Below are 25,518 nucleotides of genomic sequence, written 5' to 3' on the forward strand. Positions count from 1 at the left end.
ATGAAAAGCGCTGAAATCCGTGAAGCCTTCCTCCGCTTCTTCGAAGAGAAGGGGCACACCCGCGTAGCGTCCAGCTCGCTGATCCCCGCGAACGACCCGACCCTGCTGTTCACCAACGCAGGCATGAACCAGTTCAAGGACTGCTTCCTGGGCCTGGAGAAACGCGCCTACACCCGCGCTACCACCAGCCAGAAGTGCGTGCGTGCCGGCGGCAAGCACAACGACCTGGAAAACGTCGGCTACACCGCGCGCCACCACACCTTCTTCGAAATGCTGGGCAACTTCAGCTTCGGCGACTATTTCAAGCGCGATGCCATTACCTATGCCTGGGAATTCCTCACCTCGGACAAGTGGCTGAACCTGCCCAAGGACAAGCTCTGGGTCACCGTCTACGCCACCGATGACGAGGCCTACGACATCTGGACCAAGGAAGTCGGCATTCCCGCCGAGCGCATGGTCCGTATCGGCGACAACAAGGGCGCGCCTTACGCTTCCGACAACTTCTGGGCGATGGGCGACACCGGTCCCTGCGGCCCGTGCACCGAGATCTTCTTCGACCACGGCGCCGACATCTGGGGCGGCCCGCCCGGCTCGCCGGAAGAAGACGGCGACCGCTACATCGAGATCTGGAACAACGTCTTCATGCAGTTCAACCGCACCGCGGACGGCGTGATGCACGCGCTGCCGGCGCCGAGCGTGGACACTGGCATGGGCCTGGAGCGCATCAGCGCCGTGCTGCAGCACGTCCACTCGAACTACGAGATCGACCTGTTCCAGAGCCTGCTGAAGGCTTCGGCCGACGCCATCGGCTGCGCCAACGATGACGCTCCGTCGCTGAAAGTGGTCGCCGACCACATCCGTTCCTGCGGCTTCCTGATTGCCGACGGCGTGCTGCCGTCCAACGAAGGCCGTGGCTACGTATTGCGCCGCATCATCCGTCGCGCCTGCCGCCACGGTAACAAGCTGGGCGCCAAGGGCACCTTCTTCCACAAGATCGTCGCCGCGCTGGTCGGCGAGATGGGCGAAGCCTTCCCCGAGCTCAAGCAGCAGCAGGCGCACATCGAGCGCGTGCTGAAAACCGAGGAAGAGCAGTTCGCCAAGACCCTGGAGCAGGGCCTGAAGATCCTCGAGCAGGACCTGTCCGAGCTCAAGGGCAGCGTCATCCCCGGCAACGTGGTGTTCAAGCTGTACGACACCTACGGCTTCCCGGTCGACCTGACCAATGATATCGCCCGCGAGCGCAGCCTGACCCTCGACGAGGAAGGCTTCGAGCGCGAGATGGAGGCGCAGCGCGAGCGTGCCCGCTCCGCCAGCGCCTTCGGCATGGATTACAACAGCCTGGTGAAAGTGGATGGCGACACCCGCTTCCTCGGCTACCAGGGTGTTTCCGGCGCCGGCCAGATCATTGCCCTGTTCAAGGATGGCAAGGCCGTCGAGCAACTGAGCGAAGGCGAGGAGGGCGTCGTCGTCCTCGACCAGACTCCGTTCTACGCCGAGTCCGGCGGCCAGGTCGGTGACAGCGGCTACCTGCAGGGTGCCGGCGTGCGCTTCGACGTGCGCGACACCACCAAGGCCGGCGGCGCGCACCTGCACCACGGCGTGGTTGCCCAGGGCAGCCTGAGCGTTGGCGCGGCGGTCAAGGCCGAAGTCGACGCCTCCGTGCGCCAGGCCACTGCGCTGAACCACTCCGCTACCCACCTGCTGCACGCCGCGCTGCGCCAGGTGCTGGGCGATCACGTCCAGCAGAAGGGCTCGCTGGTCGACAGCCAGCGCCTGCGCTTCGACTTCAGCCATTTCGAGGCGATCAAGCCCGAGCAACTGAAGCAGCTGGAAGACATCGTCAACAGCGAGATTCGCAAGAACTCCGAGGTGGAGACCGAAGAGACCGACATCGAATCCGCCAAGAACAAGGGCGCCATGGCGCTGTTCGGCGAGAAGTACGGTGACCAGGTGCGCGTGCTGAGCATGGGCGGCAGCTTCTCCGTCGAGCTGTGCGGCGGCACCCACGTGTCCCGTACCGGCGACATCGGCCTGTTCAAGATCACCAGCGAAGGCGGTGTGGCTTCCGGCGTGCGTCGTATCGAAGCAGTCACCGGCGCTGCTGCGCTGGCGTACCTGAACGGCGCCGAAGAGCAACTCAAGGAAGCGGCCGGTCTGGTCAAGGGCAGCCGCGACAACCTGCTGGACAAGCTCTCCGGTCTGATCGAGCGCAACCGTCAGCTGGAAAAGGAGCTGGAACAGCTCAAGGCCAAGGCCGCCAGCGCGGCCGGCGACGACCTGGCGGGTTCCGCTGTCGACGTTGCTGGCGTGAAGGTGCTGTCTTCCCGTCTCGATGGCCTCGACGGCAAGGCGCTGCTGGCGCTGGTCGACCAACTGAAGAACAAGCTGGGCAGCGGCGTGATCCTGCTGGGCGGCGTGTTCGAGGAGAAGGTCGTGCTGGTGGCCGGCGTGACCCAGGACCTGACCGCCAAGCTGAAAGCTGGCGATCTGATGAAGCAGGCCGCTGCGGCCGTGGGCGGGAAGGGCGGTGGTCGCCCGGACATGGCCCAGGGCGGTGGTGTCGATGCCGGCAAGCTGGACGAGGCTCTGGCACTGGCACTCAAGTTTGTCGAACAGGGCCTCTAAAGGCCCTGAAATACGGGGCCCGCAGCGCGTCCGGCGGGCCTTGGCAGCATGCGGTGATGCATGTTTAATGGGCGCCCTTCAGGAATCAGGCGGCTTTTGAAATGGCTTTGATCGTACAGAAGTTTGGAGGGACCTCCGTCGGCACCGTCGAGAGAATCGAGCAGGTAGCCGAGAAGGTGAAGAAATTCCGTGAAGCGGGCGACGACATCGTCGTAGTGGTGTCCGCCATGAGCGGCGAGACCAACCGCCTGATTGGTCTGGCGAAACAGATCATGGACCAGCCGATTCCGCGTGAGCTGGACGTGATGGTCTCCACCGGCGAGCAGGTGACCATTGCCCTGCTTAGCATGGCGCTGATGAAGCGCGGCGTGCCGGCGGTTTCCTACACCGGTAACCAGGTCCGTATCCTGACCGACAGTTCCCACACCAAGGCGCGTATCCTGAGCATCGATGATGCGAACATTCGCGCAGATCTGAAGGCTGGCCGCGTGGTCGTGGTCGCCGGCTTCCAGGGCGTGGACGAGCACGGCAATATCACCACCCTCGGCCGCGGCGGCTCCGACACCACGGGCGTGGCCCTGGCTGCGGCGCTGAAGGCCGACGAGTGCCAGATCTACACTGACGTCGATGGCGTCTACACCACCGATCCGCGCGTCGTGCCGCAAGCGCGCCGCCTGGACAAGATCACCTTCGAAGAGATGCTGGAAATGGCCAGCCTCGGCTCCAAGGTGCTGCAGATCCGTTCGGTGGAATTCGCCGGCAAGTACAACGTCCCGCTGCGCGTGCTGCACAGCTTCCAGGAGGGTCCGGGCACCCTCATTACCCTTGATGAAGAGGAATCCATGGAACAGCCGATCATCTCCGGCATCGCCTTCAACCGCGACGAAGCCAAGCTGACCATCCGTGGCGTACCGGATACCCCCGGCGTTGCTTTCAAGATTCTCGGCCCGATCAGTGCCGCCAATGTAGAAGTCGACATGATCGTGCAGAACGTCGCGCACGATAACACCACCGACTTCACCTTCACCGTGCACCGCAACGACTACCAGGCCGCCCTGGAAATCCTCAAGCAGACCGCCACCAGCATCGGTGCGCGCGAAGCCACCGGTGACACCAACATCGCCAAGGTTTCCATCGTTGGCGTGGGCATGCGTTCCCACGCCGGCGTCGCCAGCCGCATGTTCGAAGCACTGGCCAAGGAAACCATCAACATCCAGATGATCTCCACTTCGGAAATCAAGGTTTCCGTGGTGATCGAAGAGAAGTACCTCGAGTTGGCGGTCCGTGCCCTGCACACCGCTTTCGAACTCGACGCCCCGGCCCGACAGGGCGAGTAAGGCGAGAACTACCGAAAGGCGCGGCTACCCCGCGCCTTTTGTCGTTTTTGACTGTCTGACAGGAACTTTCTTTCCGGCAGGACTGGTCAATACTTGGGTGAAGGATTCGTGCACTTGATCTATACGAATCTGCCACCATTTCTTTTTTTGCAGACTGCTTATCCCGTAACACGTAAGGAGAAAGGAATGCTGATTCTGACTCGCCGGGTCGGAGAGACCCTGATGGTCGGTGATGACGTCACCGTGACTGTACTGGGCGTCAAAGGAAACCAGGTGCGTATCGGTGTGAATGCGCCGAAGGAAGTTGCTGTGCACCGTGAGGAAATCTACCAGCGCATCCAGAAAGAGAAAGACCAAGAACCAAACCATTAATTTTTCTAAAATTTTTCTTTGCAAACGGGGAAAACATGGATATCATGCGCCCCGTGTTGCGGAGAGGTGGCCGAGTGGCCGAAGGCGCTCCCCTGCTAAGGGAGTACACCTCAAAAGGGTGTCGGGGGTTCGAATCCCCCCCTCTCCGCCATTGCATCCTCTGGTGCGATGAGTTGTCCGGTTACGTAAGTGACTGAAAAGATTGAAAAATCTTGTTGACAGGTCAGAAAAATCGCACTAGAATTTGCGCCCTCATCAGCGCACTCATAGCTCAGCTGGATAGAGTACTCGGCTACGAACCGAGCGGTCGGAGGTTCGAATCCTCCTGAGTGCGCCATATGCGAGGCAACGCGAAGGCGGGGCTTCAGTGGCGAAAGGGCTGAACAGCCATTAGCTGCAACCAGTTGGTGAATCTGGTTAAACTTTACCGACGACGCACTCATAGCTCAGCTGGATAGAGTACTCGGCTACGAACCGAGCGGTCGGAGGTTCGAATCCTCCTGAGTGCGCCATATACGAAAGGGCCTGCAGAAATGCAGGCCCTTTTTCTTTGCCTTCGAAAAAGCAGGATGGCGTAGTCAGCGCTTTGCCTTGCCCATCACGCAGCCATCCTCGTCGAAGGTCACGCTGCGCGCGCCGCGCTTCTTGTCCGCCTCGTAGTGATAGCGCAGCGTTTCGTTGTGCTGGCTGATTCTGTCCGGCCTGCCCAGGGCGCTCTCCACATCTCCTCGGGTCATTCCTGTCTTCACGCGGCCCTCGATGATTGCCTTGCGCCGGATACTGCCGGTGATGCGGTTGCCGCAGCCGTTCTGCTGTTCGCCAACGACCACGACCGACTCCTGCTCGGCTTCCTTGCCATGGTTCTTGCTGCGCGCCACGGGCTTCTGCGCGGTGGATTCCTTCGCTGTCGCCATCGCTACCGGTTCGCCGCTGCCCGGCGTGGGGTTGTTTGCTTGCTGGATTTCCTCCTGTCGCTCCGCAGGGCAGCCATACTGACTGAACAGCACGCTGCCGTCGCTTGCGGTACAGCGGAACACCGAGGCAGCCTCGCTGGTCGGTAGCAGTGAAGTCAGGAGTGAACAGAACAGGGCAGGCAGGCGCATGGTTTGCTCCAGGTTGGCGGGCCTGCCTGGAGCCTAGGAGTCAACGTTGTCAGTCGTAGCCGGGTGTCCTGTGGGAGCTTTCGGGCGTCGAACCGGGCAGTGATTCGGCAGTGAACTTTCGCCCGCAAGCGATTGTTCTGGCCGCCATTTTGTAACGCCTAATGCACCTTGGAGTGTTATCATTTCCCGCATCTGCCCTCGATGGGCGCATGGGACACCACCATGGACTTACCCAGTAGTTACTCAGAACCCCGATTGCGTACACACGACCTGATGTATTGATCCCCTCTGGCCCGTTCTGCCACTGGGGGTGGAGCGTGCTATGACCGAAGTAGAAGCCAAGAAGCCGCAGGAAAGCCTGCAGGACCGCCTCAACCAGGTGGTCGACCTGCTGCACAAGCACAAGCTGGTGGAAGACCTGACGCACCGTCAGGAAGGCCAGCATCAAGACCTCGTCGAAAACCTCGTGCACCGCCAGAACCTTGCCGAATTGCAGCGCAAGATGGACGAGTTGCACCCGGCCGACATCGCCCACATCCTCGAATCCCTTCCGCTGGATGACCGTCTGACGGTCTGGCAGCTGGTCAAGGCCGAGCGCGACGGCGACATCCTCCTCGAAGTGTCCGACTCGGTGCGGGAAACCCTGATCGCCGACATGGACGATCACGAGATTCTCGCCGCCGCCCGCGACATGGACGCGGACGAACTCGCGGATCTGGCGCCGGAACTGCCGCGCGACGTGGTCCACGAACTGATGGAAACCCTCGACCAGCAGCAGCGCGAGCGTGTGCGCTCGGCGCTGTCCTACGAGGAAGACCAGGTCGGCGCGTTGATGGACTTCGAGATGGTCACCATCCGCGACGATGTCAGCCTGGAAGTGGTATTGCGCTACCTGCGCCGTCTGAAGGAGCTGCCGGGGCATACCGACAAGCTCTTCGTGGTCGACTACGACGGTGTGCTCAAGGGTGTGCTGCCGATCAAGCGCCTGCTGGTGAATGATCCGGACAAGGACGTGGCGGAAGTCATGGCCACCGATCCGGTGACCTTCAGCCCTGACGAGGACGGCTACGACGCCGCGCAGGCATTCGAGCGTTATGACCTGATTTCCGCTCCTGTGGTGGACAAGAACGGCAAGCTGATCGGCCGTCTGACCATCGACGAGATGGTCGACCTGATCCGTGAGGAAAGCGAAAGCGAAGTCCTGAACATGGCCGGTCTGCGCGAAGAGGAAGACATCTTCGCCTCGGTCTGGAAATCGGTCGGCAACCGCTGGGCCTGGCTGGCTACCAACCTGGTCACCGCCTTCATTGCCTCACGGGTGATCGGCCTGTTCGAAGGTTCCATCGAGAAGCTGGTGGCGCTGGCCGCGCTGATGCCCATCGTCGCCGGCATCGGCGGCAACTCCGGTAACCAGACCATCACCATGATCGTCCGCGCCATGGCGCTGGACCAGATCCAGACCAGCAGCGCCAACCGTCTGTTGCGCAAGGAGCTGGGCGTTGCTCTGGTGAACGGCCTGGTGTGGGGCGGAGTGATCGGCCTGGTCGCCTTCTATCTGTACGGCAACTGGGAGCTGGGCGCGGTGATGACCGGCGCCATGACGCTGAACCTGCTGCTCGCCGCGCTGATGGGGGTGTTGATTCCGATGACGCTGTTGCGCCTGGGACGCGACCCTGCGATGGGCTCCAGCGTGATGATCACTGCGATGACCGACAGTGGTGGTTTCTTCATCTTCCTCGGGCTGGCCACGCTGTTCCTGATGTAGCGCCAGCTCCGCCGAAAAGGCCGCCCGCGAGGCGGCTTTTTTGTGCCCGCACGCCAGCTCTGGAGAAGAGCAAATCGCGGGCATGAAAAAGCCGGCTCAAGGCCGGCTGTTTCGGGTGTCGCGAACGAATCAGGCGTCGTTCTGCGCCATCTCGGCATCGTGCGCGATCAGGGCGATCAGCGCGTTCTGCTGACGATGGGTCAACTGGCGGAAGCGCTGCAGCAGTTCGCGTTCGTGCAGGCTGAGTTCCGGGCTGTCCAGGCGGATGCCCAGGTTGTCCTGCAGGGCACCTTCCTGCAGCAGGCTCTGTTCGAGACGCGCGATGATCTCGGAGTTCATGCTGCGGTGGTGGCTGCGGGCGACGTCGGCGATACGCTCACGCATGCCTTCGGGCAGACGTACGACGAATTTGTCAGCAGTACGGCTGGAGTAGGTGGGGGTTGCCTGTTTCAATGGGCGCATACTTTAAACCTGTAAGTCAGGGAGGCCGATGCCATGGGTCAGCGTTGTTTCAGGCCCTTTGACAGCGATTTCCAGTGGCCGTTCAGCGCGTCGTCAAAGCTTTTGAAAAATTATCCAATAACTTGACGTCAAACCTTCGGCATATTGTGTCTCGGGTGAAGGCTAAATGCCAGCACCAATCGTCCGAAATGAGACCGCCTAGGCAGACCTTTCTTTGGATGGGAGTTAAAGGGAGGATGGCGATGTGCCCGTTTCAGTCAGCGTAGTCGATATGTACTGTGCGCCTGCCTGCCGTTGGGCAGCCCGATGGGGGCAATTCGTCGCGGATGAGCATGATGGCACAGCGCCCGCTGACGAGTCAGGGGCCGCCGGGCTCAGCGGGCCGCGATATCGTGTTTTCACTGATATCGCACAAGGCTCGGAGTATTATCCGCCCCGCGGATCAGAATTGAAGTAGCGCCGAGCCGCCGGCGTACCGAGAGTTTCATGACCCCAGGCAGACTGATTTTCCTGATGGGCCCTTCGGGTTCCGGCAAGGACAGCGTGTTGCAGGCCGCCAGCGCTCCGCTGGCGGCGATGAATTGCCGGATCGTCCGGCGTGTCATCACCCGCTCCGCCGAGGCGCGGGGGGAGGAGGCGCACTCGGTGAGCGTCGACGAGTTCGCCCGCCTGGAGCGCTCCGGTGCCTTTGCCATGAGCTGGCGGGCCAATGGCCTGCACTACGGTATTCCCCGCGAGATCGATGACTGGCTCGCCGCCGGCCATGACGTGCTGGTCAATGGTTCGCGCAAATACCTGCCCGAGGCTCGTCGCCGTTATCCGCGCTTGATCGCGGTGCTGTTGAAGGTCGATCCCGAGGTGCTGCGCCAGCGCCTGCTCAAGCGCGGGCGGGAGACGCTGGCGGAAATCGAGGAACGCCTGGCGCGCAATACGCACTTTGCCGACGGCCTGCCCGGGCCGCTCGTTGAGCTGGATAACTCGGTGTCCCTGGAGGTCACCGTAGGCCGCCTGCTGGACCTGATCGCTCCGCCGGACGCGCAGGCTGGCTGAGATCAGTCCAGGCTCAGCGACAGGCTGACGCCATGGGGCGCAAACCCCATCGCCGCATAGAAGCGGTGTGCCATTTCCCGATCCTGATGGCTGGATAGCGCCAGCTTGTAGCACTTCCAGTCCCGCGCCCACTCCACGGCCCGGCCGATCAGCGCCTGACCGATACCCTGGCCGCGCGCACGGCTGTCCACCACCATGTCTTCGAGGATCGCCGAGCGGGCGAAGCCATGGGCGATGTGCTCGATCAGATGCAGCGTGCAGGTGCCCAGCAAAACGCCATCGCGTTCGGCGATCAGCGTTACCCGCGAGGGTTGCTGGTTGCCCAGCGCGAGCGCGAGCAAGGCGCTGTCGGGCAGCGGATCGCGCGCGCCCAGTTGCCGAAGCAGCGGGGCGAGGGCCGCCGCATCATCGACCGTGGCGACGCGCACATCGAAGGTGGCGAAGGGGGAATCGGGCAGGGCACCGTCGTCTGTGGTCATGGAGATTCTCCGGCTGACGGCGAAATTATGGATCGCGACGGTGGCGGCGGCATGACAAATCGCCCGTCGGTGGTTAACATGCCGACCCGATTGTCCCGGTAGCTCAATTGGATAGAGCGTCCCCCTCCTAAGGGGAAGGTTGGAGGTTCGACCCCTCTCCGGGACACCACATCATTTCCATGCTTGTACGAGCATGTCCACAAAGCCAGAGCCTTCGCGGTCTGCGCGCCTAGATCATCTCCAAACACGTCCACGCTTCACCATACATAGTCGTTGATGGCTTGTATGGGTATGTGTATGGTCGGCCTTTCCCGAACCTTTCCCATACAAGAAAATGAAGCGCCAGGACATCAAGCGACGCCCCCTGAGTGACACCGTTTTATCCAGCCTTGAGCCAGAAGCCAAGGAGTATCGGGAGAGCTATGGCATCGACCGGTTGTACTTCGTTGTCTCGCCAAATGGCCGCAAGCGCTGGGAGATGAGGCACAAGAAACCAGACGGGAAATGGAGCTGGCTCGGGCTTGGTGGATATCCCGACGTCTCCGCAAAGCTCGCCCGGGAAAAGGCCCTCGAGACGCTGGACCTGGCTTCTGATGGGGTAGACCCGTTCGCACACAAGGCCCAGCAGCGAACCGCCAAGAAATCCCCTGGCGCAGGCACGCTCCGAGTCGTCGCTGAAGAGTGGTACCAGCGCAAGGTTAGCGCCGGACGCGCCGCCCTCACCCTGGACAAGATGCGCCGCTACCTCGACAGCGACATCCTGCCGGCTCTCGGCGATAAGCAGATTTCCGAGGTCACCCGGGCCGACTGCAAGGAGCTGCAGCAGTCCGTCGAGAAGCGCGGCGCAGCTGTTGCAGCCAAGAAGATCCGTGGCTGGCTGAATGAAATCTTCAACTACGCCATCGCACACGACCTTATCGACGACAGCCCAGCTGCGAATCTGCGTGCAATCGCCAAGGTCGCGCCGAAGGAAACGCCGTTCCCCCATCTGCTTGAGCATGAATTGCCTGCATTCCTGCGCGCACTGCGCCAGGCAAATTGCCGAATTAAGGTGCGCACTGCTTTCTGGATGACGCTCTATACAGCCTGCCGGCCGCATATGGCCCGCGACGCAGAGTGGTCGCAGATCGACCTGAAGAAGGGTGTCTGGACTGTTCCGGAAGAGGTTATGAAGATGGGCCGACCGCATGTGTCACCGCTGCCAAAGCAGTTGGTGACCATGCTGACGGAGTTGAAGGAGGTGACGGGGAAGAGCCGATACCTGTTCCCGAGTGATGGCGCCAAAAGCGCAACCATGAGCCAGGTGGCTGTGAACCGGAACTTCATCAAGTCCGGCTATGAGGGACGCATGACTGGCCACGGCTGTCGCCACACGGCCAGCACGCTGTTACGCGAGCATGGCTGGCCGAGCGACTTCGTAGAGACGCAGCTTGCGCATAAGGAGAAGGGGGTAGCAGGGGTCTACAACAAGGCCATGTACCTGTCGCAACGGACAGTCATGATTCAGTGGTATGCGGATTATCTTGAAGCGCTGGAGCTTGGGATGACGCCGGAAATGCGGGAAGAATTTGACGCACGGGTGAAGGTTTAGCCGGCCTTGCGCAGGCTGCCCTTCTGCTTCTCGATCCACTCCTGGATTTCCTTTTCGGAGTAGTAGACCGGAGACTGGCGGTGCTCGCCGTCTTTGAAAGGTCGCGGGAAGTCAGGGTTCTTGGTCAATTCATACACCTTGGAGCGCTTGCGGCCAATCATGGCGCAAACCTCCGGCAGCTTGATCAGTCGATCACTCATGGCAATACCTCATCGCGCCGGCTCTGGCCGGCGAATGGTTGGAGTTGGGGTTATGCTTCGGGCCAGGACCTGGCCTGAGAGGGCGCCCGCGTCGGGCAAGGATGGGGTGGCCTGTCAGGCCGGGTTCTGTCCGCAGTGCGGAGATGTGAGTGGGGTTAGGAGGATGGCGGTGCGGGGAGCGGCATCCAGTGTGTCGTAGTTCCGAGACCGTGGGTATCGCGATGGAATCTCTTTGTGATGAAGAGGTCTTCTTGGACCTTGCGGCCATCCCAGGTTAGGCAGGTCGTCCAAGGATCTGGCGATCTGTCTTCGACCTTGATCCACCCATTCATCTCCCGCCTCCTTCCAGGGCTGCATCCAGTGCAGCGTCGAACCGATCCGCGTGGAAGTAGAAGACATCGCCGCCGTCAGTCGTAGCTACCTCCTGCATCTTCTTGAATCGGTGGGGAGTGATCTTTCTTAGCTCCCGATACCGTTCGGCGTCCTTCTCTGCTTTCTCCAAGCGTTCCAGCAAATCGAGAATGGCTTTTGGGTAAGCGGCATTTCGGAAAGCCATCTGGTTGAAGGCATCAATGTTGACGTGGGTTTTTAGGGAGTCAGCCTTTGTTGGCTCAAGGCAACGCTCCGCCAGCTCCTTCAGCTTGGTGAGGTCGGTCATAGTTCAACTCCTATCCATTTCAGCGCAGCATCCACATCGTCGAAGAGCTTCTGCTTGGGATCATCCTTGCGTACTCTGATGTGCTTCCCGTCGTAGACGGCGCACAAAGTTGATTTCTCCGATTCGCGCAACACTTTCGCTGCGATGAGGGTGCCATTCTTTCTGGCGATGATCATGGCTGTTTCACCTTTATTCCGGCTTGCTGGAGGGCTTCGGTCACTGCCGTCAGGTATTTGCGCCAGTTGAACTCGCCACCTTCCAGACCTTCGTAGTACTCAACGAACTGCTTCCGATCCGGCATCTCCACCTTCAGAGCCGCGCGGCTGGCTTGCCAGACGCTCAGGTATTGAGCCGGTCGCTCCATCAAGTAGCCGCCACTGACAGGATCAGTGATCATCCATGCGGCTGCGCAGTCCTTGTCACCATCAAAGAACTCGCGGATGTACCACTCTTCAAACTCTTCTCGAACGTCAGGCACGGTCAGTCCCTCACTTCAATGCCGGCTTCGCGCAGCAGCTTCACCATCTCTGCGCGCTCCTTCTGTTGAGCCTCGACGTCAACGACGCCTCGGCCATCGCAAACGTGGCACCAGCTGGCTTCCAAGGCATAGCCTCGGCAGGCTGGGCATGGACGAAATTCGGGCATGCGAATGCCTCCCATAAGGGTGTTCGGTTAAGGGGAAGGGTTAGGGATGGAGGATGGTGCGGAGGTCTTGCGCAGTTTGGTCTTCGGCGCTGTTCGGCGGGGCCAGCGCATCAAGAAAGCGCGCAGCTTCTTCGACCAATGCGCGCGGCACCAGCACCTGGTCGGCGGGGATGGCGTAGAGCTTTCTTACCTGATGCCCTTCAGCACGAACTTCATCAACGCGCGCTGGGTGGACCTTTCGCCAGGTCCCGTTATCTAAGTATTGCCATTCGATGACATCAGGCATGGCCGCATCCCTCCTTCTGCCCGAGCATGTCGCGCAGCTGTTCCACAAGCTGCGCCGCTATAAGGTAATTCGGCGCGTCTAAGGCGTCGTACTCCAGATGATCCAGAATCCGCCGCAACAGCCCATCGCTCACCGCCTTGCCGTTTAGGCGCGCCAGTTCGCGGAGAATCCGTGCTCCATCCAGAGCGATTGCTATAGGTTGCTCCTTTGCCTCCTCAATTCGGTCGGCCAATGCGAGAACCATCTGAATCTCTTCAGGCCAAACCACCACCCTTGCGCGCAGGGCTGCGACTTCCTCCCTGAGCGCCTGGGCCTCAGCTTCGAGCTTGGCGTAACCGCGCAGTAGTGCAACAATCCTTCTATCACTTGATCTCGTAAGGCTCTGTATCGCGAACTCAAGTTCATCGGCATCACTCATCAGTCTACCCTCCCTGCGCCGGCGCGGCGGTGAGCAGCTCGGCCGCATGGAATAGAGCGTCGCTCGCACGAAGATCCGAGTAGGCCATGATCGCTTCCCAGTGGCCCTCTGCCTCGTCGTCATCGAAGCCAGCTAACAGTTCCTGTACTGCGATAGTTTGGCCGTGGTCCGGCGCCCCGGAATTGAACATGCCGGCGGCGTTGAGTGAGTACTTCTTGGCCTCAATTTCTACGAGAGCCTTGGCTGATGCCGCAGAATCCGGCACCTGCCCAGCCTGGGCGACCAGTGAGGCGTTGTGCTCGCGCTCCTGCTCGGCGAGGTATTTCCAGTGCTCAATCGCCGGCCAGGGAGATGGGACCACTACGGCGCCCACCGTGATGCCTTCAGGCATCGGCAGTGCATTCAGCTCGGCGGCGTGCTTCTCGGCATCGTCGCGGCTGAACGCTGCGTAGAGGTCATCTGGGCCTTGAGCATGAACCGCCCACAGCTCCGGCGCCGGGGAGGGTTGCGCCAGGGCTGCGCGGGCTTGTTCTGCCTGGCACACTTTGCAGATGCCGGGTCCGCCACAGCGCGCCAGGAAACCATCTGCGCGAGGCGTGACATGGCCGTGCCCCTGCGCGCCCTCTGCCTGCTCGGCTCGCTTTGCATGCTCCCCCTGCTGCGAGGCGAGGAATTCGTCAATGCGCAGACGAAGATTTGCTGGGCTCAGCAAGTCCCAAGTGAACTGTCTGGCATCATTCAGCAGAGCCTCAGCCTGCTCCAGCCGCCCACGCAAAATCTCGTTGTTCTCCACTGCCAGATCATTGGCTACGTCTTCGCGGTTCATGCCCGTACTCCTTGACTGTGCTTCGCCACGAACTCAGTCGCCTCGACGCAAAGCTCATGGGCTATCGGTGAGGCGCTACGGTCCGCGTAGACCTTCAGGCGCCGGATCAGGTTGAGCGCAGCCTCCAGCGGTTCCTGGTGGTGCGAGTAGTCTTCTACGGGCGCGACGATGCGAGCCCTGCTACGTGGTTGCATGGCGGGTTCCTCGCGCCGGGTGGCGCAATGGCATTGAGTTGGATGGGGATTAATCAGACGAGCGCAAGAAGCACCAGTGCTGTTGCAGCCACGATTGGAACTTGGCCATTTCCAGTGGACTTGAGTCGCTCCATCCTTCTGGCCAGCCCATTAACCACTCGTGGTTCGCGGGGCTCGGCCTGCCAAACGCTATGACGAAAGCCCTCGCTGAAGGCCATTTCTGCATTGATTGCGCGGCGTAGTTGGCTTTTGTCGTCGGCGTATGCAAGTAGCCAATGTCTTTCCCGAAGGTGGTCACCACCCAGGTCAGACGCTCCAAGGGAAATTGCGCAGGTGCGGTAACCCATAGATCGGCAGTCTTCTGCGGCATATTCGATTGCGACTTCCGAAACGTTTTCGGCGAAGACGTACCAGGGAGCAACATCTGCCACGACTCGCCGCATCTCCGGCCAAAGGTCGTCAGCGTTGTTTCGTCCAGAAGCGGCAGTGCTGTACTTCTGGCAGGGAAAGCCTCCAGATACGATGCCAGCTCTGCCGCGGTAGGGTCGACCATTGAACGTTCGGATGTCGCTGAAGATTGGAAAGCGTGGTAGCACTTCATCGGCTTGTCGCTGGGTAAGCACTTGTCTGGAGTGAGATCTGTACTCAACAGCGCCGATACATCGTATGCCAAGAAGCGCTGATGCGAGCAATCCTCCTCCGTCTCCTGTGAACAGAGACAACTCATTCATGGTTTCTCCAGTTAGAGCGCCGCCGCGCCGCCGCGCCGCGAGTGCAGCGGATGGCGTGGTGATGGGTTAGCGTTTCCGGAAGGTCTTGGTGAGGTCGCCGTTGATGGAGCGCCCTCTGCGCAGAATTACGTTTGCCAGCGCTGCGCGATCGGCATGGCTGTGCGACGCCTGCCGAAACAGGCCGAAGTAGGAGTTGGCCACTTCCAGAAGGTCGTCTTCTGGAGCCGCTGTCACTCGGCGCAATGCTTCCTTCACCGTTCGCTTCCGCGTGGTTCGGCGCCAGGGCTTGATGACGTGGCCGACGAAGTCGATGCCTCGGTCTACCGGCTGCAGGATGGTCTTCGATGGGTTCAGCCTGGCGCCAAGCCCCGGCAGGAAGGCTTCTATCGCCGCCAGCCAGTCGTTCAACTGCTGCGGCGATTCGTGCAACAGCACGAAGTCGTCTACGTAGCGGATGTAGTGCCTGGCGCGCAGTTGGTGCTTCACAAACTGGTCAAGGTCGTTCAGGTAGATATTCGCGAAGAACTGGCTGCTCAGGTTTCCGATGGGAAGCCCGAGGTGCGCCGGTTGCGCTATCAGGCGCTTGTGCTGCGGCACCTTGTTGAACAGGTGTCTCGGGTTGCGGGTCTCGAAGTTCTCGCGCGGATCGTGCCAGAGAATCTGGAGTGCCAGGCCTTGCCACCAGGTGTCATCGATCAGCCGCACCAACTGATTGGCAAGCACGCGCTTGTCGATGGCGACGAAGAAGTTCGCCAAGTCCATTTTCAGGTAATGGGCCGGGCGGCTCCAGTTCTGGGTTGCGCTGCGCACCTTCGACTCCAACCGCTCAGCAGCGTACAAAGTGCCGCGGCCCGGAATGCATGCGCAGCTATCGGCGATGAACTTCGCCTCAGTGCTGGCGCCTATGTGGTTGTAAAGCAGGTGGTGGACGATCCGGTCCCGGAAAGCGGCGGCCCAGACTTCCCTGGCCTTCGGTCGGGTTACCACGAAGCAAATGGAGCGACCTGGGCGGTAGTCTCCCGACACCAGGTCCTCGTGCAGGTTGATGAGATTCCGCTCCAGGTCCATTTCGAAAGCCAGCGCGCTGTTGCTGTTGCGCTTGGTGCGCCGGCAGTCGTAGTAGGCCTGGACAAGATCGCGGAAGGGATAGGGCGCAACAGTTGGATCTGCGGACGGGGCGGACGCGAAGCTCGTTGTTCTTGTCGTTGTTGTTCTGGTTGCCATCGTTGAAGTTCATGTTGAAGGCGTTGTTGGCGGAGCGCTGCGACCTATCGTGCTATCTACGTCGCCCTGCCGATTGCTCAGCAGGGAAACTGCGCCGGACCTGTCCAGCCATTCCGCTGGTGGTTTCCGTGATGCGCATGGCGGTGGCCCGAAGGCCAGCGGCACGACCAGATTCAATTTGCACAGACCTGACCGCCGTGACGGTCAGATAGCGGGCGCGATTGCGGTGTTGCGTTTCCAGGCATTGGCCTGTTTGCCGATAGAGGCGGTTACCTCCATCGTCATGGCGTGCTGGGAGACGCTGATAAAGCGGTTGTCCTTGAACAGGCGCATGAGCAGCTCGATCACCTGGACTTTCTCGACCAGCAGGGTCAGGTGTGGGCGCTTGTCACGCGCGGCGTTAGCCCTGGCGATGAGCATGAGCACGTCAACGCACTCTTCGATAACCCGGCGGCCCAATGACTGCTTGAGTTCGCGCGGGATGTTCCGGGTGAGGTTCGTGGCCACCTGCAAGAGCCCGCTTGCAGCCTTGTAGATGGAAAGCTCAGTGTGCATCGCCATGGCATTCCCCTCCTTGGGAAGCCGCCCGTTGCCGGGCGGTTAAATGAATGAATTACTGAATGACCTGGCTGCGGACGGGGCGGACGCGAAGCTCGTGGCCCTTGACGGTGATGACCTGGATGCCAACGCCGAAGTACATGTCGAAGGCGCCGTAGGCGGAGCGCTGCGAGCTCGACCAGTACCATTCGGGCCGGAATGCTTGCTGGCCACCAGCCTTGAAGGCCTCGACCGTGGTCTGTACCGGCGATTCCTCGCTGTACAGATCGCCGGGCGGAAGGCTCGAGTGGTTCTCGCCGTCGCGGCCCCAGGCATAGTTCTTGTCGGTGGTCGGCTTCAGGTTGCGGTACTGCAGCTCCTGTACGTCGCGCGCCGGGATAGCCCAGTCGGTATGGCCGCCGATCTCCAGCGCGAGAACCTGCTGCGCCAGTTCGCTACCGGCGGCTGCCATTGCCTCCGTGTTCGCCCGGCTGTCGGTCATGCTGTCCGCGCCTTCGATCTTGACGCCGTACTCACCCCATTCGCCGGTCAGTTCATGCTCGGCGCCGGCGGTGATGGAGACGTAACGCCTGCCATCCTGGAGGTAGAAGCCGGAGACGAAGCCGCCGCCGTAGTGCTGGCCGATCTCGGGAAGGATGGTTGCTGCCTGTGCTGCTGCTTGCATGGTTGATTCCTCTTTTCGGGCAACAAAAAAGGCGCCTATGCGCCCTGGGAAGGTGATGGCCTGGCGGCCAGATGAATTACCGAATGATCAAATGAACACTCTGCGGACGGGGCGGACGCGAAGCTCGTTGCACTTGCCGTGGTTGCCCTGGTAGCCAACGCCGAAGCCCATGCTGAAGGCGTAGTAGGCGGAGCGCTGCGAGCTCGACCAGTAGTAGCAGTCCTTCGCGAACAGGGCGGGGGTGTTCACCCAGCCTTGATACAACTCGGCTGCGGCCGGAAGGTAGAAGTCGGAGTGTCCGTCAGCCTGGTGTTCCGTGCACGTGGTGGCCGCGGGGTGACCGCCCTCATCCAGCAGGGCTTGGGTGTTGGCCAGGCCATCGATCTTGCTGGTGGCCTTCGACTCGTTGCCGCGTCCGCCCCAGGCCCGATCGCCAATGTCTTTGGCAGCAATGACCAGGTAGTGGGCGGGGACGCCATCGCGGGCTGGAACGATGCCGGCGTTGTGGCCACCTTGCCCCGGCCAGTACTCGCCGAGTGCCGGAACAGCCTGGTCGCTGGTGACAGCCTCTACTGCTGGCGTCGGAGCCTGCTGAGTGACGCCAACATGGGCCAGAGCAGCCGCGACGAAGGTGGTTGCAACTACGTGAGCCGGGACCTTCAGAATCAGGCCTTCCGGGGTCTTCACAGTGATCATGTCCTGTTTCATGTGATTACCTTGTTCCTGAGAAAATGGTGTGTGACATGGAATCGTGACTAGTAGCTGGTCAGCTCGGCTAAGGATTCGTCGTCGAGTCGATCGGCTCCGTGTATCAGCCTGCTGATGACGTCCTGCGGCTCGTCGATGCCGAGTCGAGCCATGGTGCGGATGAGCTTGGCGTCGTCGGCGTGGAAGAGGTCGATGCTGATGCGGCGGGAGAGGAGGCGCGCCATGCGTTCCTCCTCGTTCATCTTGTCGCGTTCACGCTGCGCGGCTTTGCGCTCGGCTGCTGTCTTCGCGGCCATTGATCTGCTCCTTCGTCTGCTTCCAGGCGCCGGCCGCTTCGAAGACCTTCACTGCCTGCTCCTCGGTGAGCGAGATCGCGGAAGGAATTGCGATCCAGCCTGAGCCAACGACGTGGTTCGGGTTGCAGTCGCCGACCAAGGCCTTGTAGTGCTCCTCGATCGTGTCGGTGAGGTGTTCGGAGCGGTACAGGCCTTGAGGGGCGATTTCCACCGACTTGTAGTAGCGCTGGCCGAACTGGTCCACGCAGAACGCGCTGATGTAGATCGTCCAACTGTGGGCGATGTCGCAGACCGCATCGGCGATCCGTTGCCCGGGCGGGATGTTCTTGAGGTTCTTCCAGTTCACCATGCCCTGGCGCCCGCTCGGGTCGATGTTGACCACGGCGACGTGGTTCGTGGCCAGCAGCGCGCGGCAGGAGCGCTCCATCCGCCGGCGCATGTCGTTCGGCTTCCGCTTCTTCATAGGGCCTCCGCGAGCTGGCGCAGCAGGCGCCGCTGTGCACGGGTGATCCCGTGCGGGTGGCGTTTCGGGACGGTGTCAGGGTCGATGCGCTCCGAGCGCGGCGGCAGCGGCTTCACCTCGGTGAATCCGGCGACCGGTACCGGCTGGATGCCGGAGGCGGCGACCAGGGCGGCCAGGCGCGCAGCATCCTCCGCCCGGCGCGAGGGGGTGATCTTGCATTCCATGGGGACGGCTCGTGGTGCTGGGCGCCGTTGCGGCGCCCGTGTTGATGGTCAGGCTGCTTTCTGGTGATCCTGGCCGGCGATGTGCCCGGCTTCGATCCAGACCGCCTGCAGCCAGTCCGGCGTCTTCGCCATCGGCTCCTTGAGGGTGCCGGCGATAATTACCGAGTCGATTTCACGATCACAGGTCATGGCGCGCATCAGTGCGATGGCCTGGTTGCGGCTCGGCAGGTCCAGCACGTCGAGGCGGTCCAGCAGCGCCACGCGCAGTACAGAGATCGTCGCGATGGCCAGGGCGATGGTCGTATCGCACCGCCAGCGCTCCGACTCAGACAGCAGGCCGTAAAGCCGGCCGCCGAAGGTCACGTCGATGTCAGCGCTGATCTGCACCGGCGACCAGCCGGCAATTCCGGACAGACGCTTCAGGGTGTCGTTCACCGGGCCGATAGCGTCGGCCAGGATCTCCGCCGGGATGCCGGTCGGCGACAGCGCGTCGGCAATGCCGGTCCACGCGACCACGTCCTGGTGCGCGGCCTGCGCTTTCGCGATCGAGGCCTCGCGCTGGGCGGCGGCCTCCAGGGCTTCCTGCAGGGCCACCAGCTTCGCGCGGCTCGCATCGCGGGTCTGGCGTAGCTCATTGATGGCCTGCTCGCCGTTGGCGATCGCTTCGGCGCTGGGCGCGTCGGCGGACTCGGCTTCCAGGGCCTTGATCTGCTCGGCGGCGGCCACGCACTCGTTCAGGTCGCGCTGGCTGTTCTCCACTGCGCGCTGGGCGCTGGCCAGATAGCCGCGGTACTCCGGCAGTCGGCGGGCGGATTCGGCGTCTGCGATCTGCTCCGGCGGCTGGTGGATCACCAGGGCGCCGGCCTGCAGGTCCACCGCGCCCTGGCAGTGGGGGCAGGTCAGCGGCTGGTGCGGCACGCTGCCGGCCGAAGCGAGCTCGGCGGCCATGACCTTTTCGGACCACTCGTCCTGGTTCTGCTCGTCGGTGGTCAGCTTGTTGCGGCGGCGCGGTTCCAGTTCGACCAGCTCGCGCAGCTTGGCGATGCGCTGGGCGCGGCCGTCGGCAGCCTGGCGGGCCTGCTTGCTGGCGCCGAGGGACTGCTGCGCCTCGGACAGGCCGCTCTCCAGCAGTTGCAGGGCGTCGCGCGCTTCGGCGACCTGGTCATCGGTGACCACGGTGGCCACCAGTTCCGGCGCCCAGTCGATCGCCTTCTCGCTGCCATAGTTCTCGCCGGTGATCGCCTTCCAGGCGCCGCGCGCCTCGCTGGCGTAGGCCTTGGCCTGTTCCACCGCAGCCGGGAAACCGGAGCGGAGCAGGGGCTTTACCTTCTCCACCAGCGCCGCGGCGTGCCCTTTGGCGATCAGGCGCTCCGCGATCTGGTTCGGGCTGGTGCTGGCGCCGCTCAGGTCGAAAAGCACCCGGCGGCGTTCCTTGGCATCCAGGCTGGCGAAGAGGCTGGCGTCGAGCACGTAGGGCAGGAAGGGCAAGTCAGCGAGGGGAGAACCCTTGCCGCTGGGCAGCGCCACGCCGCAGACCTGAACTTCGTAGGCCTCATCCAGCCACTCGACGCGGGCTTCGCCCTTCTTCGCGCCCTCAGTGACCAGCTTGTCCATCTCCTTTTTCAGCGAGACGCGGCGCGGCTGCCCGTTGAAGGCCATGGCGATGGCATCCAGCAGCGAACTCTTGCCGGCGCCGTTGTGGCCGGCCACCAGGAGAACCCGTGCAGAAACATCAAGGGCCGCATGACGCAGCCCTTGGAAGTTGGTGATTTCGAGTTTTGTGATGCGCATGGCTCACTCCAGGTCGAGGGCAATATCCCCCGGCTTCTTGACTACGCGGTAGGTGTTCAGCTCGCGGGCTTCCTCGTTCTCCTGCTCGAGCACGATGACGCCCTGGTCCAGCAGTTGGAGAACGACGCGCTCGGCTTCCTCGGTGGTGAGGGCGAAGCGCGATTGCAGCCAGGCCGCATCGAACACGTCCTTCTTGGTGGCGACCCCGATGGCGATCTCGCCCAAGGTGTGGCCAGCGAAGCGCTCTACGGTGAGTTGCGGCAGGTCCTCGAACTCGGCGTCGACGACGTCGTTGTCGTCTGCTGGTGCACCGCCGCCCCAGGCACCAGGCTCTTCCATTTCGTGATCGCCGCCGTTCAGGTCCAGCGGGTTCTGGTCCGGATCGGCCTTCACGTCCTTCATGCCGTCCAGGAACTCACCAGCGCCGCCGATGATCAGCAGGCAATCCTCGTTCACCGCGTCGAGCAGGTCGTGCTTGTTCGGGCTGGAGTGGTTGACCACGATCACGGCCTTCATCTTGTCCTTGGCCGCGATGGATTCGAGCTTGCCGTAGACCGTTTCACGCTCGGCGCCGGCGGTGGTGTGCACTGCGATGGTGGCCGCGTTGCGCACCTGCTGTTCCAGGCGGTCGATCACATCGGTCTGCTTGGCTTCGGACAGCTTCTGCCACACGTCCGGCAGGATGCGGATTTCCTGAATCAGGCCCTGCAGCAGGCTCTTGCCGAGGGTGTCGGCGGTCATGTGAAGGAAAGCGGCGTTGTTCTGGGTCATGGGGGCGGGTTCCTACTGGTTGGCGATGCGATCGAGGGTGGTGTGCTGGGACTCGCTGAGGAACATCCGCGCGCCGTAGCGCTGGAAGTTGGCGCGCAGGTCGGCGGTGAAGTCCTCTTCCCAGGTATTGGCGGCGCTGAGCTCCGCCGCGCAGAGGAGGCTGGTGAATTCCTCCACGCGGTCGAACTGCTCTTCGATGGTCTGGCTGGCCATGGCCGGTTACCCGAGGTCGAGTGGCGGCTCGTCGTCTCCGCCGCGCTTGCCGGCCTGCGGGTCGGTGATCTCGCCGGTATCGGTGTTCACGCCTTCCGGAGCCTCGCCCAGCGGCTGGTCGTCAACGACGCTGTACTCACCGGTGAGGATCGACGCGTTGTCCTGGTCGAGGCCTGCGTCGGCGCGCTCATCCAGGGTGACGGCGGTCTGAAGCTCGATACTGACCGGGAGGTACTTGAACAGACGGCGGATTGCGGTCTTCTTGGCCATTTCGTCGTAGTGGGAAACCCACGGGCCGTTGTTGCCGGCCTTGCTGGTGGCGCGCACCTTGTCGACGTCGGCCTTGCTCATCACCTCGAACTGGACGCCGCCGTCCTTCAGCTTGGCGACCGCGTAGACATGGGTCATGGGGCCGCGTTCACCCTCGCAGGGGACGTGCTGCACATCCTCGTCCAGGCCGTAGCGGTAGCTGAACTGGTCGTTCTGGTGCACGGTGCGCGCGGTCAGCGAGACGATCTGCCCGGATCGGCGCGCCAGGTCGATCATGCCGCGATAGCCGATGATCAGCTGGACGTTCGCCAGGCCGTCGCTGGCCTTGCCGTTGCCGAAGGGTAGCAGGTAGGCGTGGCCGAGGGCATTGCCCGGCTCCAGGCCGAGCTGGGCGCACTGCATCACGGCGCCGAGGAAGCTCTCCTGGTTGCACTTCGCCAGGGCCGGCACCTTGCGGATCTCGGTGAGCGCGATGCGCGCCAAGCGATCTGCCGTCAGGTGCTTCGGCAGCGCCAGGGCCATCTGAGCCTTGATCTTCGGATCGGTCATGAGGGAAGCCAGCGTCTTCGGCTGGCCGTTGTTGGCGACATTGCCGGTCGCGGCGGCTTTCAGGGCGGTAGCGGACATGCTGGGCTCCGGTTACTTGAGGCGGAAAACGCGGGATTCGCTGGTCTTCTTGAACTGCTCGAACAGCGCGGGGTGGGCTTCCTTGAAGGCGGTCTGATCGAAGCGGCTGGTGCTCTGGGTTTTCCAGGTGAGCACGGGCTTGCCGTTGACGGTCAGGCTGGCGTGGTCTTGCAGGAACAGCTTGATGCGCTCCTCGGCGGACTCGATTTCGTAGTCCAGGCCCTTCGCCTGGGCCTTCAACTCGCGCAAGCGGTTGAACACCTCCACGACCTTGCCGTCGGCCTCGATGCTGGTGCCGGCGTCCCGCTCGAACATCCGGAGGATGTCGCTGACGGCCGTGGCTTCCGGCGGCTCCAGGCGCTGGATGCGCTCCCAGAACTCGACCTCCTTCTGGCGAATGGCCGCGATGGTCTCGTCGTCACGCTCGACCCGGTACACGCGGAAGTCGTCGCCACCGATCAGCACGCCGAAGACGCAGACCTGGCGGCCGGTGACCATCAGGCCGTGCATAGCCTGGGCGGTGTAGTGCACCGGGACGGCGTCGGTCTGCTGCTCGCCCCATTCCTTCGACTTGAAGGGACTGACCGTCTTGATTTCGATGTTCTCGCCGCTGGCGGCCTCGGCGTCGATCTCGGCGGCCAGAAAGTCGTGCTGCTGGTCGCGGTAGCGGTTGCCGCGGCCGACTATCTTCAGGCCGGTCTCTTCGGCCAGCAGGTCGATCACGTAGGGCTCCATCCGCTGGCCGCGCGTGAATATCTTCTGCTTCGCCGGATCGACCGGGCCGGTGCGCGGCTGGACCTTGTCCAGGTACACGTCCAGGGGGGTGCGCCAGGGGCTGATGCCGAGGATGCCGGCGACATCGCTGCCGCCGAGGTACTTGGTGCGGTCGAGCGCGCCGACCGATGCGAGAGCTGCTGCAGTCATGGGGTTCTCACTTCGCGGCGAATGCCGTCGTGGGTTGCTCGCCGGTGATGTGTCCGGCGGTGGCAGGGCCGATGATCAGGAGGATGTAGAGCGCGCAGGCGAGCAGGGCGCCGATGAGGGTGGCTTTGCGCTTGGCGTTCATGACCCCCTCCGCGGCGGCTCGATGTGCAACCAGGTGCGCTGGAGAACGTCGACGGCCTTCTTGGTGCCGCAGTACTTCTCGATCCCGCGCGCTGCTTTGCTGATGACCATCTCGCCGGCCTTCCGGACGTCCTCCGGCGTTGTGCAGCCGCAGGCCCGGAAGTACTGGCCCAGGGCGTGGTCGGCGAGAGCGTCTGCTTCCTTGGCAGTGATCATCTGCGCACCCCCAGACTCTTCCGGCCGTCCTTGATGGTCAGCGCCATGCGGCGTGGCAGGTTCGCCACCAGGGTCTCGCGTGGCAGGCCTAGGGCAGCGGCAACGTCGGCACCGGCCGGCATGATCATCCGTTCGACCTCGGCCAGCTGGTCGTCAATGAGCGAGGTAACAGGGCGCGTGGTCATGATGCAGCCCTCATCTCGGCCCATTCTTCTTCTGCTTCACGGCGCATCTGCTCTTCAGCAGCCTTGGCGTGCTGGGCCGCTAGAGCCTCTGCCATCTCGTTTACTGCACTGACCGGATGGTTGCTCGGGGCGAGCAGCTTCTTCAGGCAGCGAGACGCCTTGGCGATGTCGTAGTTGGCTACAGCCACAAGAAGCTGGCCTAGCATCCCGTCGTCGTCTTCGCAGTCCTCAACACGACGTATAGCTTCTGTCGCCACGGCGTCAGACAGGTCATAGGCCTGCACAACAGACCTTCCGCCGATCTTCAGGTCGTCGCCATAGACCAGTGTCTCTCCGGCATGGGCGAGCCAGTTGGCACCTTCCGTGGTATCAAGGAAGGCTTCCGATTCGTCCGGCAGCATCGCGTCATAGGCTTCCTGTGCGCGCTGGAGTTTTGCGTTCATGGTTAGGTCCTCTGAAATTGTCCGCAGATGTCGAGCGCTCACCGCCATTCCGGTGTGGCTCGCCGAACTTTCTTTCCTTTCGCCTTGTCGACGGCCGCCTGGCAGTCATCGCGCAGGCGGTCATACATGCAGTTGCCGTTCTTGTTCATCTCGGCCAGCAGCGCTTCGATCGTCTCCAGGAGATCCGGAGCGGCTTCGATGAGCTGGGGGCTTGGAACGGGTTTGTTCATGGCTGTTTCCTCGGCTGGCGCCGGCATGCGAATGAACGCTCTCGCCGCCGGGCTGGCCCGATGGGTAGGCGGTGAACGTTCATGCGGATACGGGCGGAAAAAGAACCCGGCCGAAGCCGGGCGAAGGATGGGGGGGTGATGCTTGCGCATCGGGGAGTGATCTGGCCGGGATTCGAACCCGAAAGACTTACGCCAGCTTCGGCAGCGCTACCTGACTGGCCGCACCTCCTTCTGAGGGCACCCTGGTCCGCCGAGTGCAACCACAGATCACTCTCCGATGCGCCCTGGCGGAGCCGTGACAAACCGCCAGGAGCATTGGGCCGGTCTTTCCCGGCTGTCACCGCACAACCATTGAGCCCGTCATGCGGAGGGGCTATCCCTTTTTGTGCTTGGGAGTCCAGCAGCCGGTTAACCCCGGTCAGGATTCGCGAGCTGCGAGCATCGCGTCGGCAAGCTTGTAGCCTTCCTTCGCGATGTCCTCGTTGCTCCAGCCGCAGGACTCGGGGTTGGAGTAGTACCCGGCCATGAAGCCCTGAACTACCTTGCCGGCGAAGTAGTCGCGCAGAGTCATGCCGTTGAAGTCCGGGTCATCCTTCCAGCCCGGAATCGGAAATGCCGGGCCGCCGTCATTCGTACTCATGGTGTTCTCCTGGTTGGTTTCCCGTATGCCCCTCCCGGACGGGCGAGGGGCATCTAGGAAATCGGTGTCTCTGCCCAGTAGCGCGGGCCACGCTGCGCATCGCATGCGGGTCGTTCACACGGTTCGGGCATTTCGCCCTCGATCAGCCGTCTCCGGTCGCCCTGAATACCCAAGGGTCGCCGTCGCGT

Annotated in this window: 35 protein-coding genes and 4 tRNA genes; 10 read left to right on the forward strand and 29 right to left on the reverse strand. The window is 62.4% G+C overall.

The window, feature by feature from the left end; translation table 11 throughout:
- The 6 genes from alaS to N5C91_RS20155 all read left to right on the forward strand — a co-directional run bounded on the left by alaS (window position 1) and on the right by N5C91_RS20155 (window position 4,846).
- Window positions 1–2,625 carry an alanine--tRNA ligase gene (alaS, locus tag N5C91_RS20130; RefSeq protein WP_236173019.1) on the forward strand — a complete coding sequence of 875 codons (2,625 nt, stop codon included), beginning with the start codon at window positions 1–3 and terminating at the stop codon, window positions 2,623–2,625.
- Window positions 2,626–2,726: 101 nt separating this feature from the next.
- Window positions 2,727–3,962 carry an aspartate kinase gene (locus tag N5C91_RS20135; RefSeq protein ID WP_054907248.1) on the forward strand — a complete coding sequence of 412 codons (1,236 nt, stop codon included), beginning with the start codon at window positions 2,727–2,729 and terminating at the stop codon, window positions 3,960–3,962.
- 186 nt (window positions 3,963–4,148) lie between these two features.
- Window positions 4,149–4,334, forward strand: a complete 186-nt coding sequence (gene csrA, locus N5C91_RS20140) for a carbon storage regulator CsrA (RefSeq protein WP_003085981.1) — start codon at window positions 4,149–4,151, stop codon at window positions 4,332–4,334.
- A 60-nt stretch (window positions 4,335–4,394) separates the two neighbouring features.
- Window positions 4,395–4,485 (forward strand) — tRNA-Ser (locus N5C91_RS20145).
- A 109-nt stretch (window positions 4,486–4,594) separates the two neighbouring features.
- Window positions 4,595–4,671 (forward strand) — tRNA-Arg (locus N5C91_RS20150).
- Window positions 4,672–4,769: 98 nt separating this feature from the next.
- Window positions 4,770–4,846: transfer RNA gene (locus N5C91_RS20155), tRNA-Arg, on the forward strand.
- 66 nt (window positions 4,847–4,912) lie between these two features.
- Here N5C91_RS20155 and N5C91_RS20160 read toward each other — a convergent pair.
- Complete coding sequence (locus N5C91_RS20160) at window positions 4,913–5,437, reverse strand: DUF4124 domain-containing protein (protein ID WP_236198502.1); 525 nt, start codon at window positions 5,435–5,437, stop codon at window positions 4,913–4,915.
- A 322-nt stretch (window positions 5,438–5,759) separates the two neighbouring features.
- Here N5C91_RS20160 and mgtE point away from each other — a divergent pair, with 322 nt between their 5' ends.
- On the forward strand, window positions 5,760–7,202 hold the full coding sequence (gene mgtE / locus N5C91_RS20165) for a magnesium transporter (RefSeq protein WP_054907250.1): 1,443 nt from the start codon (window positions 5,760–5,762) through the stop codon (window positions 7,200–7,202).
- A 129-nt stretch (window positions 7,203–7,331) separates the two neighbouring features.
- On the opposite strand, the gene amrZ is transcribed toward mgtE, so the two are convergent.
- Window positions 7,332–7,664 (reverse strand): transcriptional regulator AmrZ, encoded by a 333-nt coding sequence (gene amrZ / locus N5C91_RS20170; protein ID WP_017517196.1) that lies wholly within the window; start codon window positions 7,662–7,664, stop codon window positions 7,332–7,334.
- A gap of 486 nt (window positions 7,665–8,150) precedes the next feature.
- On the opposite strand from amrZ, the gene phnN reads away from it, so the two are divergent.
- Complete coding sequence (phnN, locus tag N5C91_RS20175; RefSeq protein ID WP_279831526.1) at window positions 8,151–8,714, forward strand: phosphonate metabolism protein/1,5-bisphosphokinase (PRPP-forming) PhnN; 564 nt, start codon at window positions 8,151–8,153, stop codon at window positions 8,712–8,714.
- Window positions 8,715–8,716: 2 nt separating this feature from the next.
- Here phnN and N5C91_RS20180 read toward each other — a convergent pair whose 3' ends face one another.
- Complete coding sequence (locus N5C91_RS20180) at window positions 8,717–9,193, reverse strand: GNAT family N-acetyltransferase (RefSeq protein WP_279831527.1); 477 nt, start codon at window positions 9,191–9,193, stop codon at window positions 8,717–8,719.
- 92 nt (window positions 9,194–9,285) lie between these two features.
- On the opposite strand from N5C91_RS20180, the gene N5C91_RS20185 reads away from it, so the two are divergent.
- Window positions 9,286–9,362: transfer RNA gene (locus tag N5C91_RS20185), tRNA-Arg, on the forward strand.
- A gap of 165 nt (window positions 9,363–9,527) precedes the next feature.
- Window positions 9,528–10,784 (forward strand): tyrosine-type recombinase/integrase, encoded by a 1,257-nt coding sequence (locus N5C91_RS20190; protein WP_279831529.1) that lies wholly within the window; start codon window positions 9,528–9,530, stop codon window positions 10,782–10,784.
- On the opposite strand, the gene N5C91_RS20195 is transcribed toward N5C91_RS20190, so the two are convergent.
- The 26 genes from N5C91_RS20195 to N5C91_RS20320 form a co-directional block, all read right to left on the reverse strand.
- The gene (locus N5C91_RS20195) at window positions 10,781–10,984 is read right to left on the reverse strand and encodes an AlpA family phage regulatory protein (RefSeq protein WP_279831532.1); all 204 of its coding nucleotides are present in this window, start codon (window positions 10,982–10,984) and stop codon (window positions 10,781–10,783) included. The two genes, N5C91_RS20190 and N5C91_RS20195, sit on opposite strands and share 4 nt — an antisense overlap.
- Window positions 10,985–11,312: 328 nt before the next feature.
- On the reverse strand, window positions 11,313–11,642 hold the full coding sequence (locus N5C91_RS20200; RefSeq protein ID WP_279831533.1) for a hypothetical protein: 330 nt from the start codon (window positions 11,640–11,642) through the stop codon (window positions 11,313–11,315).
- Entirely contained in the window at window positions 11,639–11,818 is a 180-nt protein-coding gene (locus tag N5C91_RS20205) for a hypothetical protein (protein ID WP_279831534.1), read from the reverse strand. The genes N5C91_RS20200 and N5C91_RS20205 overlap by 4 nt, the downstream gene beginning before the upstream one ends.
- On the reverse strand, window positions 11,815–12,120 hold the full coding sequence (locus N5C91_RS20210) for a hypothetical protein (RefSeq protein ID WP_279831535.1): 306 nt from the start codon (window positions 12,118–12,120) through the stop codon (window positions 11,815–11,817). Before N5C91_RS20210 ends, N5C91_RS20205 begins: the two co-directional genes overlap by 4 nt.
- A gap of 207 nt (window positions 12,121–12,327) precedes the next feature.
- The gene (locus N5C91_RS20215; RefSeq protein WP_279831536.1) at window positions 12,328–12,573 is read right to left on the reverse strand and encodes a hypothetical protein; all 246 of its coding nucleotides are present in this window, start codon (window positions 12,571–12,573) and stop codon (window positions 12,328–12,330) included.
- Window positions 12,566–12,991 carry a hypothetical protein gene (locus N5C91_RS20220; RefSeq protein ID WP_279831537.1) on the reverse strand — a complete coding sequence of 142 codons (426 nt, stop codon included), beginning with the start codon at window positions 12,989–12,991 and terminating at the stop codon, window positions 12,566–12,568. Before N5C91_RS20220 ends, N5C91_RS20215 begins: the two co-directional genes overlap by 8 nt.
- 4 nt (window positions 12,992–12,995) lie before the next feature.
- Complete coding sequence (locus tag N5C91_RS20225; RefSeq protein ID WP_279831539.1) at window positions 12,996–13,817, reverse strand: hypothetical protein; 822 nt, start codon at window positions 13,815–13,817, stop codon at window positions 12,996–12,998.
- A gap of 247 nt (window positions 13,818–14,064) precedes the next feature.
- The gene (locus N5C91_RS20230; RefSeq protein ID WP_279831540.1) at window positions 14,065–14,742 is read right to left on the reverse strand and encodes a DNA cytosine methyltransferase; all 678 of its coding nucleotides are present in this window, start codon (window positions 14,740–14,742) and stop codon (window positions 14,065–14,067) included.
- Between the two features lie 66 nt (window positions 14,743–14,808).
- Window positions 14,809–15,966 (reverse strand): RNA-directed DNA polymerase, encoded by a 1,158-nt coding sequence (locus N5C91_RS20235; RefSeq protein WP_279831541.1) that lies wholly within the window; start codon window positions 15,964–15,966, stop codon window positions 14,809–14,811.
- 204 nt (window positions 15,967–16,170) lie between these two features.
- Entirely contained in the window at window positions 16,171–16,527 is a 357-nt protein-coding gene (locus N5C91_RS20240) for a four helix bundle protein (protein WP_279831543.1), read from the reverse strand.
- A gap of 52 nt (window positions 16,528–16,579) precedes the next feature.
- A complete protein-coding gene (locus N5C91_RS20245; RefSeq protein ID WP_279831544.1) occupies window positions 16,580–17,188 on the reverse strand; it encodes a DUF1566 domain-containing protein in 609 nt (202 codons plus the stop codon).
- An 87-nt stretch (window positions 17,189–17,275) separates the two neighbouring features.
- The gene (locus N5C91_RS20250; protein WP_279831546.1) at window positions 17,276–17,896 is read right to left on the reverse strand and encodes a DUF1566 domain-containing protein; all 621 of its coding nucleotides are present in this window, start codon (window positions 17,894–17,896) and stop codon (window positions 17,276–17,278) included.
- A 47-nt stretch (window positions 17,897–17,943) separates the two neighbouring features.
- The gene (locus N5C91_RS20255; protein WP_279831547.1) at window positions 17,944–18,192 is read right to left on the reverse strand and encodes a hypothetical protein; all 249 of its coding nucleotides are present in this window, start codon (window positions 18,190–18,192) and stop codon (window positions 17,944–17,946) included.
- A complete protein-coding gene (locus tag N5C91_RS20260; protein ID WP_279831548.1) occupies window positions 18,149–18,655 on the reverse strand; it encodes a hypothetical protein in 507 nt (168 codons plus the stop codon). Before N5C91_RS20260 ends, N5C91_RS20255 begins: the two co-directional genes overlap by 44 nt.
- Window positions 18,652–18,879, reverse strand: a complete 228-nt coding sequence (locus tag N5C91_RS20265) for a hypothetical protein (RefSeq protein ID WP_279831549.1) — start codon at window positions 18,877–18,879, stop codon at window positions 18,652–18,654. Before N5C91_RS20265 ends, N5C91_RS20260 begins: the two co-directional genes overlap by 4 nt.
- Before the next feature lie 48 nt (window positions 18,880–18,927).
- A complete protein-coding gene (locus tag N5C91_RS20270) occupies window positions 18,928–20,670 on the reverse strand; it encodes an AAA family ATPase (RefSeq protein ID WP_279831550.1) in 1,743 nt (580 codons plus the stop codon).
- Between the two features lie 3 nt (window positions 20,671–20,673).
- Window positions 20,674–21,441 (reverse strand): cell division protein FtsK, encoded by a 768-nt coding sequence (locus N5C91_RS20275; protein WP_279831552.1) that lies wholly within the window; start codon window positions 21,439–21,441, stop codon window positions 20,674–20,676.
- Window positions 21,442–21,453: 12 nt separating this feature from the next.
- A complete protein-coding gene (locus N5C91_RS20280) occupies window positions 21,454–21,654 on the reverse strand; it encodes a hypothetical protein (RefSeq protein ID WP_279831554.1) in 201 nt (66 codons plus the stop codon).
- A gap of 6 nt (window positions 21,655–21,660) precedes the next feature.
- The gene (recT, locus tag N5C91_RS20285) at window positions 21,661–22,551 is read right to left on the reverse strand and encodes a recombination protein RecT (RefSeq protein ID WP_279831555.1); all 891 of its coding nucleotides are present in this window, start codon (window positions 22,549–22,551) and stop codon (window positions 21,661–21,663) included.
- Window positions 22,552–22,563: 12 nt separating this feature from the next.
- Window positions 22,564–23,475 (reverse strand): lambda-exonuclease family protein, encoded by a 912-nt coding sequence (locus N5C91_RS20290; RefSeq protein WP_279831556.1) that lies wholly within the window; start codon window positions 23,473–23,475, stop codon window positions 22,564–22,566.
- Window positions 23,476–23,482: 7 nt separating this feature from the next.
- A complete protein-coding gene (locus N5C91_RS20295; RefSeq protein WP_279831557.1) occupies window positions 23,483–23,617 on the reverse strand; it encodes a hypothetical protein in 135 nt (44 codons plus the stop codon).
- Entirely contained in the window at window positions 23,614–23,832 is a 219-nt protein-coding gene (locus tag N5C91_RS20300) for a hypothetical protein (protein ID WP_279831559.1), read from the reverse strand. Before N5C91_RS20300 ends, N5C91_RS20295 begins: the two co-directional genes overlap by 4 nt.
- Window positions 23,829–24,017 carry a hypothetical protein gene (locus N5C91_RS20305; protein ID WP_279831561.1) on the reverse strand — a complete coding sequence of 63 codons (189 nt, stop codon included), beginning with the start codon at window positions 24,015–24,017 and terminating at the stop codon, window positions 23,829–23,831. The genes N5C91_RS20300 and N5C91_RS20305 overlap by 4 nt, the downstream gene beginning before the upstream one ends.
- Window positions 24,014–24,460 (reverse strand): hypothetical protein, encoded by a 447-nt coding sequence (locus N5C91_RS20310; RefSeq protein ID WP_279831563.1) that lies wholly within the window; start codon window positions 24,458–24,460, stop codon window positions 24,014–24,016. Before N5C91_RS20310 ends, N5C91_RS20305 begins: the two co-directional genes overlap by 4 nt.
- 38 nt (window positions 24,461–24,498) lie before the next feature.
- On the reverse strand, window positions 24,499–24,690 hold the full coding sequence (locus N5C91_RS20315) for a hypothetical protein (RefSeq protein ID WP_279831564.1): 192 nt from the start codon (window positions 24,688–24,690) through the stop codon (window positions 24,499–24,501).
- 418 nt (window positions 24,691–25,108) lie between these two features.
- Entirely contained in the window at window positions 25,109–25,330 is a 222-nt protein-coding gene (locus N5C91_RS20320) for a hypothetical protein (RefSeq protein WP_279831566.1), read from the reverse strand.
- Between the last annotated feature and the right edge of the window lie 188 nt (window positions 25,331–25,518).

It is taken from the genome of Pseudomonas sp. GD03903 (genome assembly GCF_029840045.1).
Classification (GTDB): Bacteria; Pseudomonadota; Gammaproteobacteria; order Pseudomonadales; family Pseudomonadaceae; genus Pseudomonas; species Pseudomonas pseudonitroreducens.

Coding starts and splice junctions, on each gene's coding strand:
- N5C91_RS20245 (WP_279831544.1), bottom strand. CDS start 17,188: ATGCAAGCAGCAGCACAGGCAGCAACCATCCTTCCCGAGATCGGCCAG.
- N5C91_RS20205 (WP_279831534.1), bottom strand. CDS start 11,818: ATGATCATCGCCAGAAAGAATGGCACCCTCATCGCAGCGAAAGTGTTG.
- N5C91_RS20300 (WP_279831559.1), bottom strand. CDS start 23,832: ATGATCACTGCCAAGGAAGCAGACGCTCTCGCCGACCACGCCCTGGGC.
- N5C91_RS20200 (WP_279831533.1), bottom strand. CDS start 11,642: ATGACCGACCTCACCAAGCTGAAGGAGCTGGCGGAGCGTTGCCTTGAG.
- N5C91_RS20235 (WP_279831541.1), bottom strand. CDS start 15,966: ATGGCAACCAGAACAACAACGACAAGAACAACGAGCTTCGCGTCCGCC.
- N5C91_RS20280 (WP_279831554.1), bottom strand. CDS start 21,654: ATGGCCAGCCAGACCATCGAAGAGCAGTTCGACCGCGTGGAGGAATTC.
- N5C91_RS20135 (WP_054907248.1), top strand. CDS start 2,727: ATGGCTTTGATCGTACAGAAGTTTGGAGGGACCTCCGTCGGCACCGTC.
- N5C91_RS20215 (WP_279831536.1), bottom strand. CDS start 12,573: ATGCCTGATGTCATCGAATGGCAATACTTAGATAACGGGACCTGGCGA.
- N5C91_RS20315 (WP_279831564.1), bottom strand. CDS start 24,690: ATGAACAAACCCGTTCCAAGCCCCCAGCTCATCGAAGCCGCTCCGGAT.
- N5C91_RS20270 (WP_279831550.1), bottom strand. CDS start 20,670: ATGCGCATCACAAAACTCGAAATCACCAACTTCCAAGGGCTGCGTCAT.
- mgtE (WP_054907250.1), top strand. CDS start 5,760: ATGACCGAAGTAGAAGCCAAGAAGCCGCAGGAAAGCCTGCAGGACCGC.
- alaS (WP_236173019.1), top strand. CDS start 1: ATGAAAAGCGCTGAAATCCGTGAAGCCTTCCTCCGCTTCTTCGAAGAG.
- N5C91_RS20190 (WP_279831529.1), top strand. CDS start 9,528: ATGAAGCGCCAGGACATCAAGCGACGCCCCCTGAGTGACACCGTTTTA.
- csrA (WP_003085981.1), top strand. CDS start 4,149: ATGCTGATTCTGACTCGCCGGGTCGGAGAGACCCTGATGGTCGGTGAT.
- N5C91_RS20240 (WP_279831543.1), bottom strand. CDS start 16,527: ATGGCGATGCACACTGAGCTTTCCATCTACAAGGCTGCAAGCGGGCTC.
- N5C91_RS20250 (WP_279831546.1), bottom strand. CDS start 17,896: ATGAAACAGGACATGATCACTGTGAAGACCCCGGAAGGCCTGATTCTG.
- amrZ (WP_017517196.1), bottom strand. CDS start 7,664: ATGCGCCCATTGAAACAGGCAACCCCCACCTACTCCAGCCGTACTGCT.
- N5C91_RS20295 (WP_279831557.1), bottom strand. CDS start 23,617: ATGAACGCCAAGCGCAAAGCCACCCTCATCGGCGCCCTGCTCGCCTGC.
- N5C91_RS20320 (WP_279831566.1), bottom strand. CDS start 25,330: ATGAGTACGAATGACGGCGGCCCGGCATTTCCGATTCCGGGCTGGAAG.
- N5C91_RS20290 (WP_279831556.1), bottom strand. CDS start 23,475: ATGACTGCAGCAGCTCTCGCATCGGTCGGCGCGCTCGACCGCACCAAG.
- N5C91_RS20230 (WP_279831540.1), bottom strand. CDS start 14,742: ATGAATGAGTTGTCTCTGTTCACAGGAGACGGAGGAGGATTGCTCGCA.
- recT (WP_279831555.1), bottom strand. CDS start 22,551: ATGTCCGCTACCGCCCTGAAAGCCGCCGCGACCGGCAATGTCGCCAAC.
- N5C91_RS20310 (WP_279831563.1), bottom strand. CDS start 24,460: ATGAACGCAAAACTCCAGCGCGCACAGGAAGCCTATGACGCGATGCTG.
- N5C91_RS20220 (WP_279831537.1), bottom strand. CDS start 12,991: ATGAGTGATGCCGATGAACTTGAGTTCGCGATACAGAGCCTTACGAGA.
- N5C91_RS20160 (WP_236198502.1), bottom strand. CDS start 5,437: ATGCGCCTGCCTGCCCTGTTCTGTTCACTCCTGACTTCACTGCTACCG.
- N5C91_RS20275 (WP_279831552.1), bottom strand. CDS start 21,441: ATGACCCAGAACAACGCCGCTTTCCTTCACATGACCGCCGACACCCTC.
- N5C91_RS20180 (WP_279831527.1), bottom strand. CDS start 9,193: ATGACCACAGACGACGGTGCCCTGCCCGATTCCCCCTTCGCCACCTTC.
- phnN (WP_279831526.1), top strand. CDS start 8,151: ATGACCCCAGGCAGACTGATTTTCCTGATGGGCCCTTCGGGTTCCGGC.
- N5C91_RS20305 (WP_279831561.1), bottom strand. CDS start 24,017: ATGACCACGCGCCCTGTTACCTCGCTCATTGACGACCAGCTGGCCGAG.
- N5C91_RS20265 (WP_279831549.1), bottom strand. CDS start 18,879: ATGGAATGCAAGATCACCCCCTCGCGCCGGGCGGAGGATGCTGCGCGC.
- N5C91_RS20255 (WP_279831547.1), bottom strand. CDS start 18,192: ATGGCCGCGAAGACAGCAGCCGAGCGCAAAGCCGCGCAGCGTGAACGC.
- N5C91_RS20195 (WP_279831532.1), bottom strand. CDS start 10,984: ATGAGTGATCGACTGATCAAGCTGCCGGAGGTTTGCGCCATGATTGGC.
- N5C91_RS20225 (WP_279831539.1), bottom strand. CDS start 13,817: ATGAACCGCGAAGACGTAGCCAATGATCTGGCAGTGGAGAACAACGAG.
- N5C91_RS20260 (WP_279831548.1), bottom strand. CDS start 18,655: ATGAAGAAGCGGAAGCCGAACGACATGCGCCGGCGGATGGAGCGCTCC.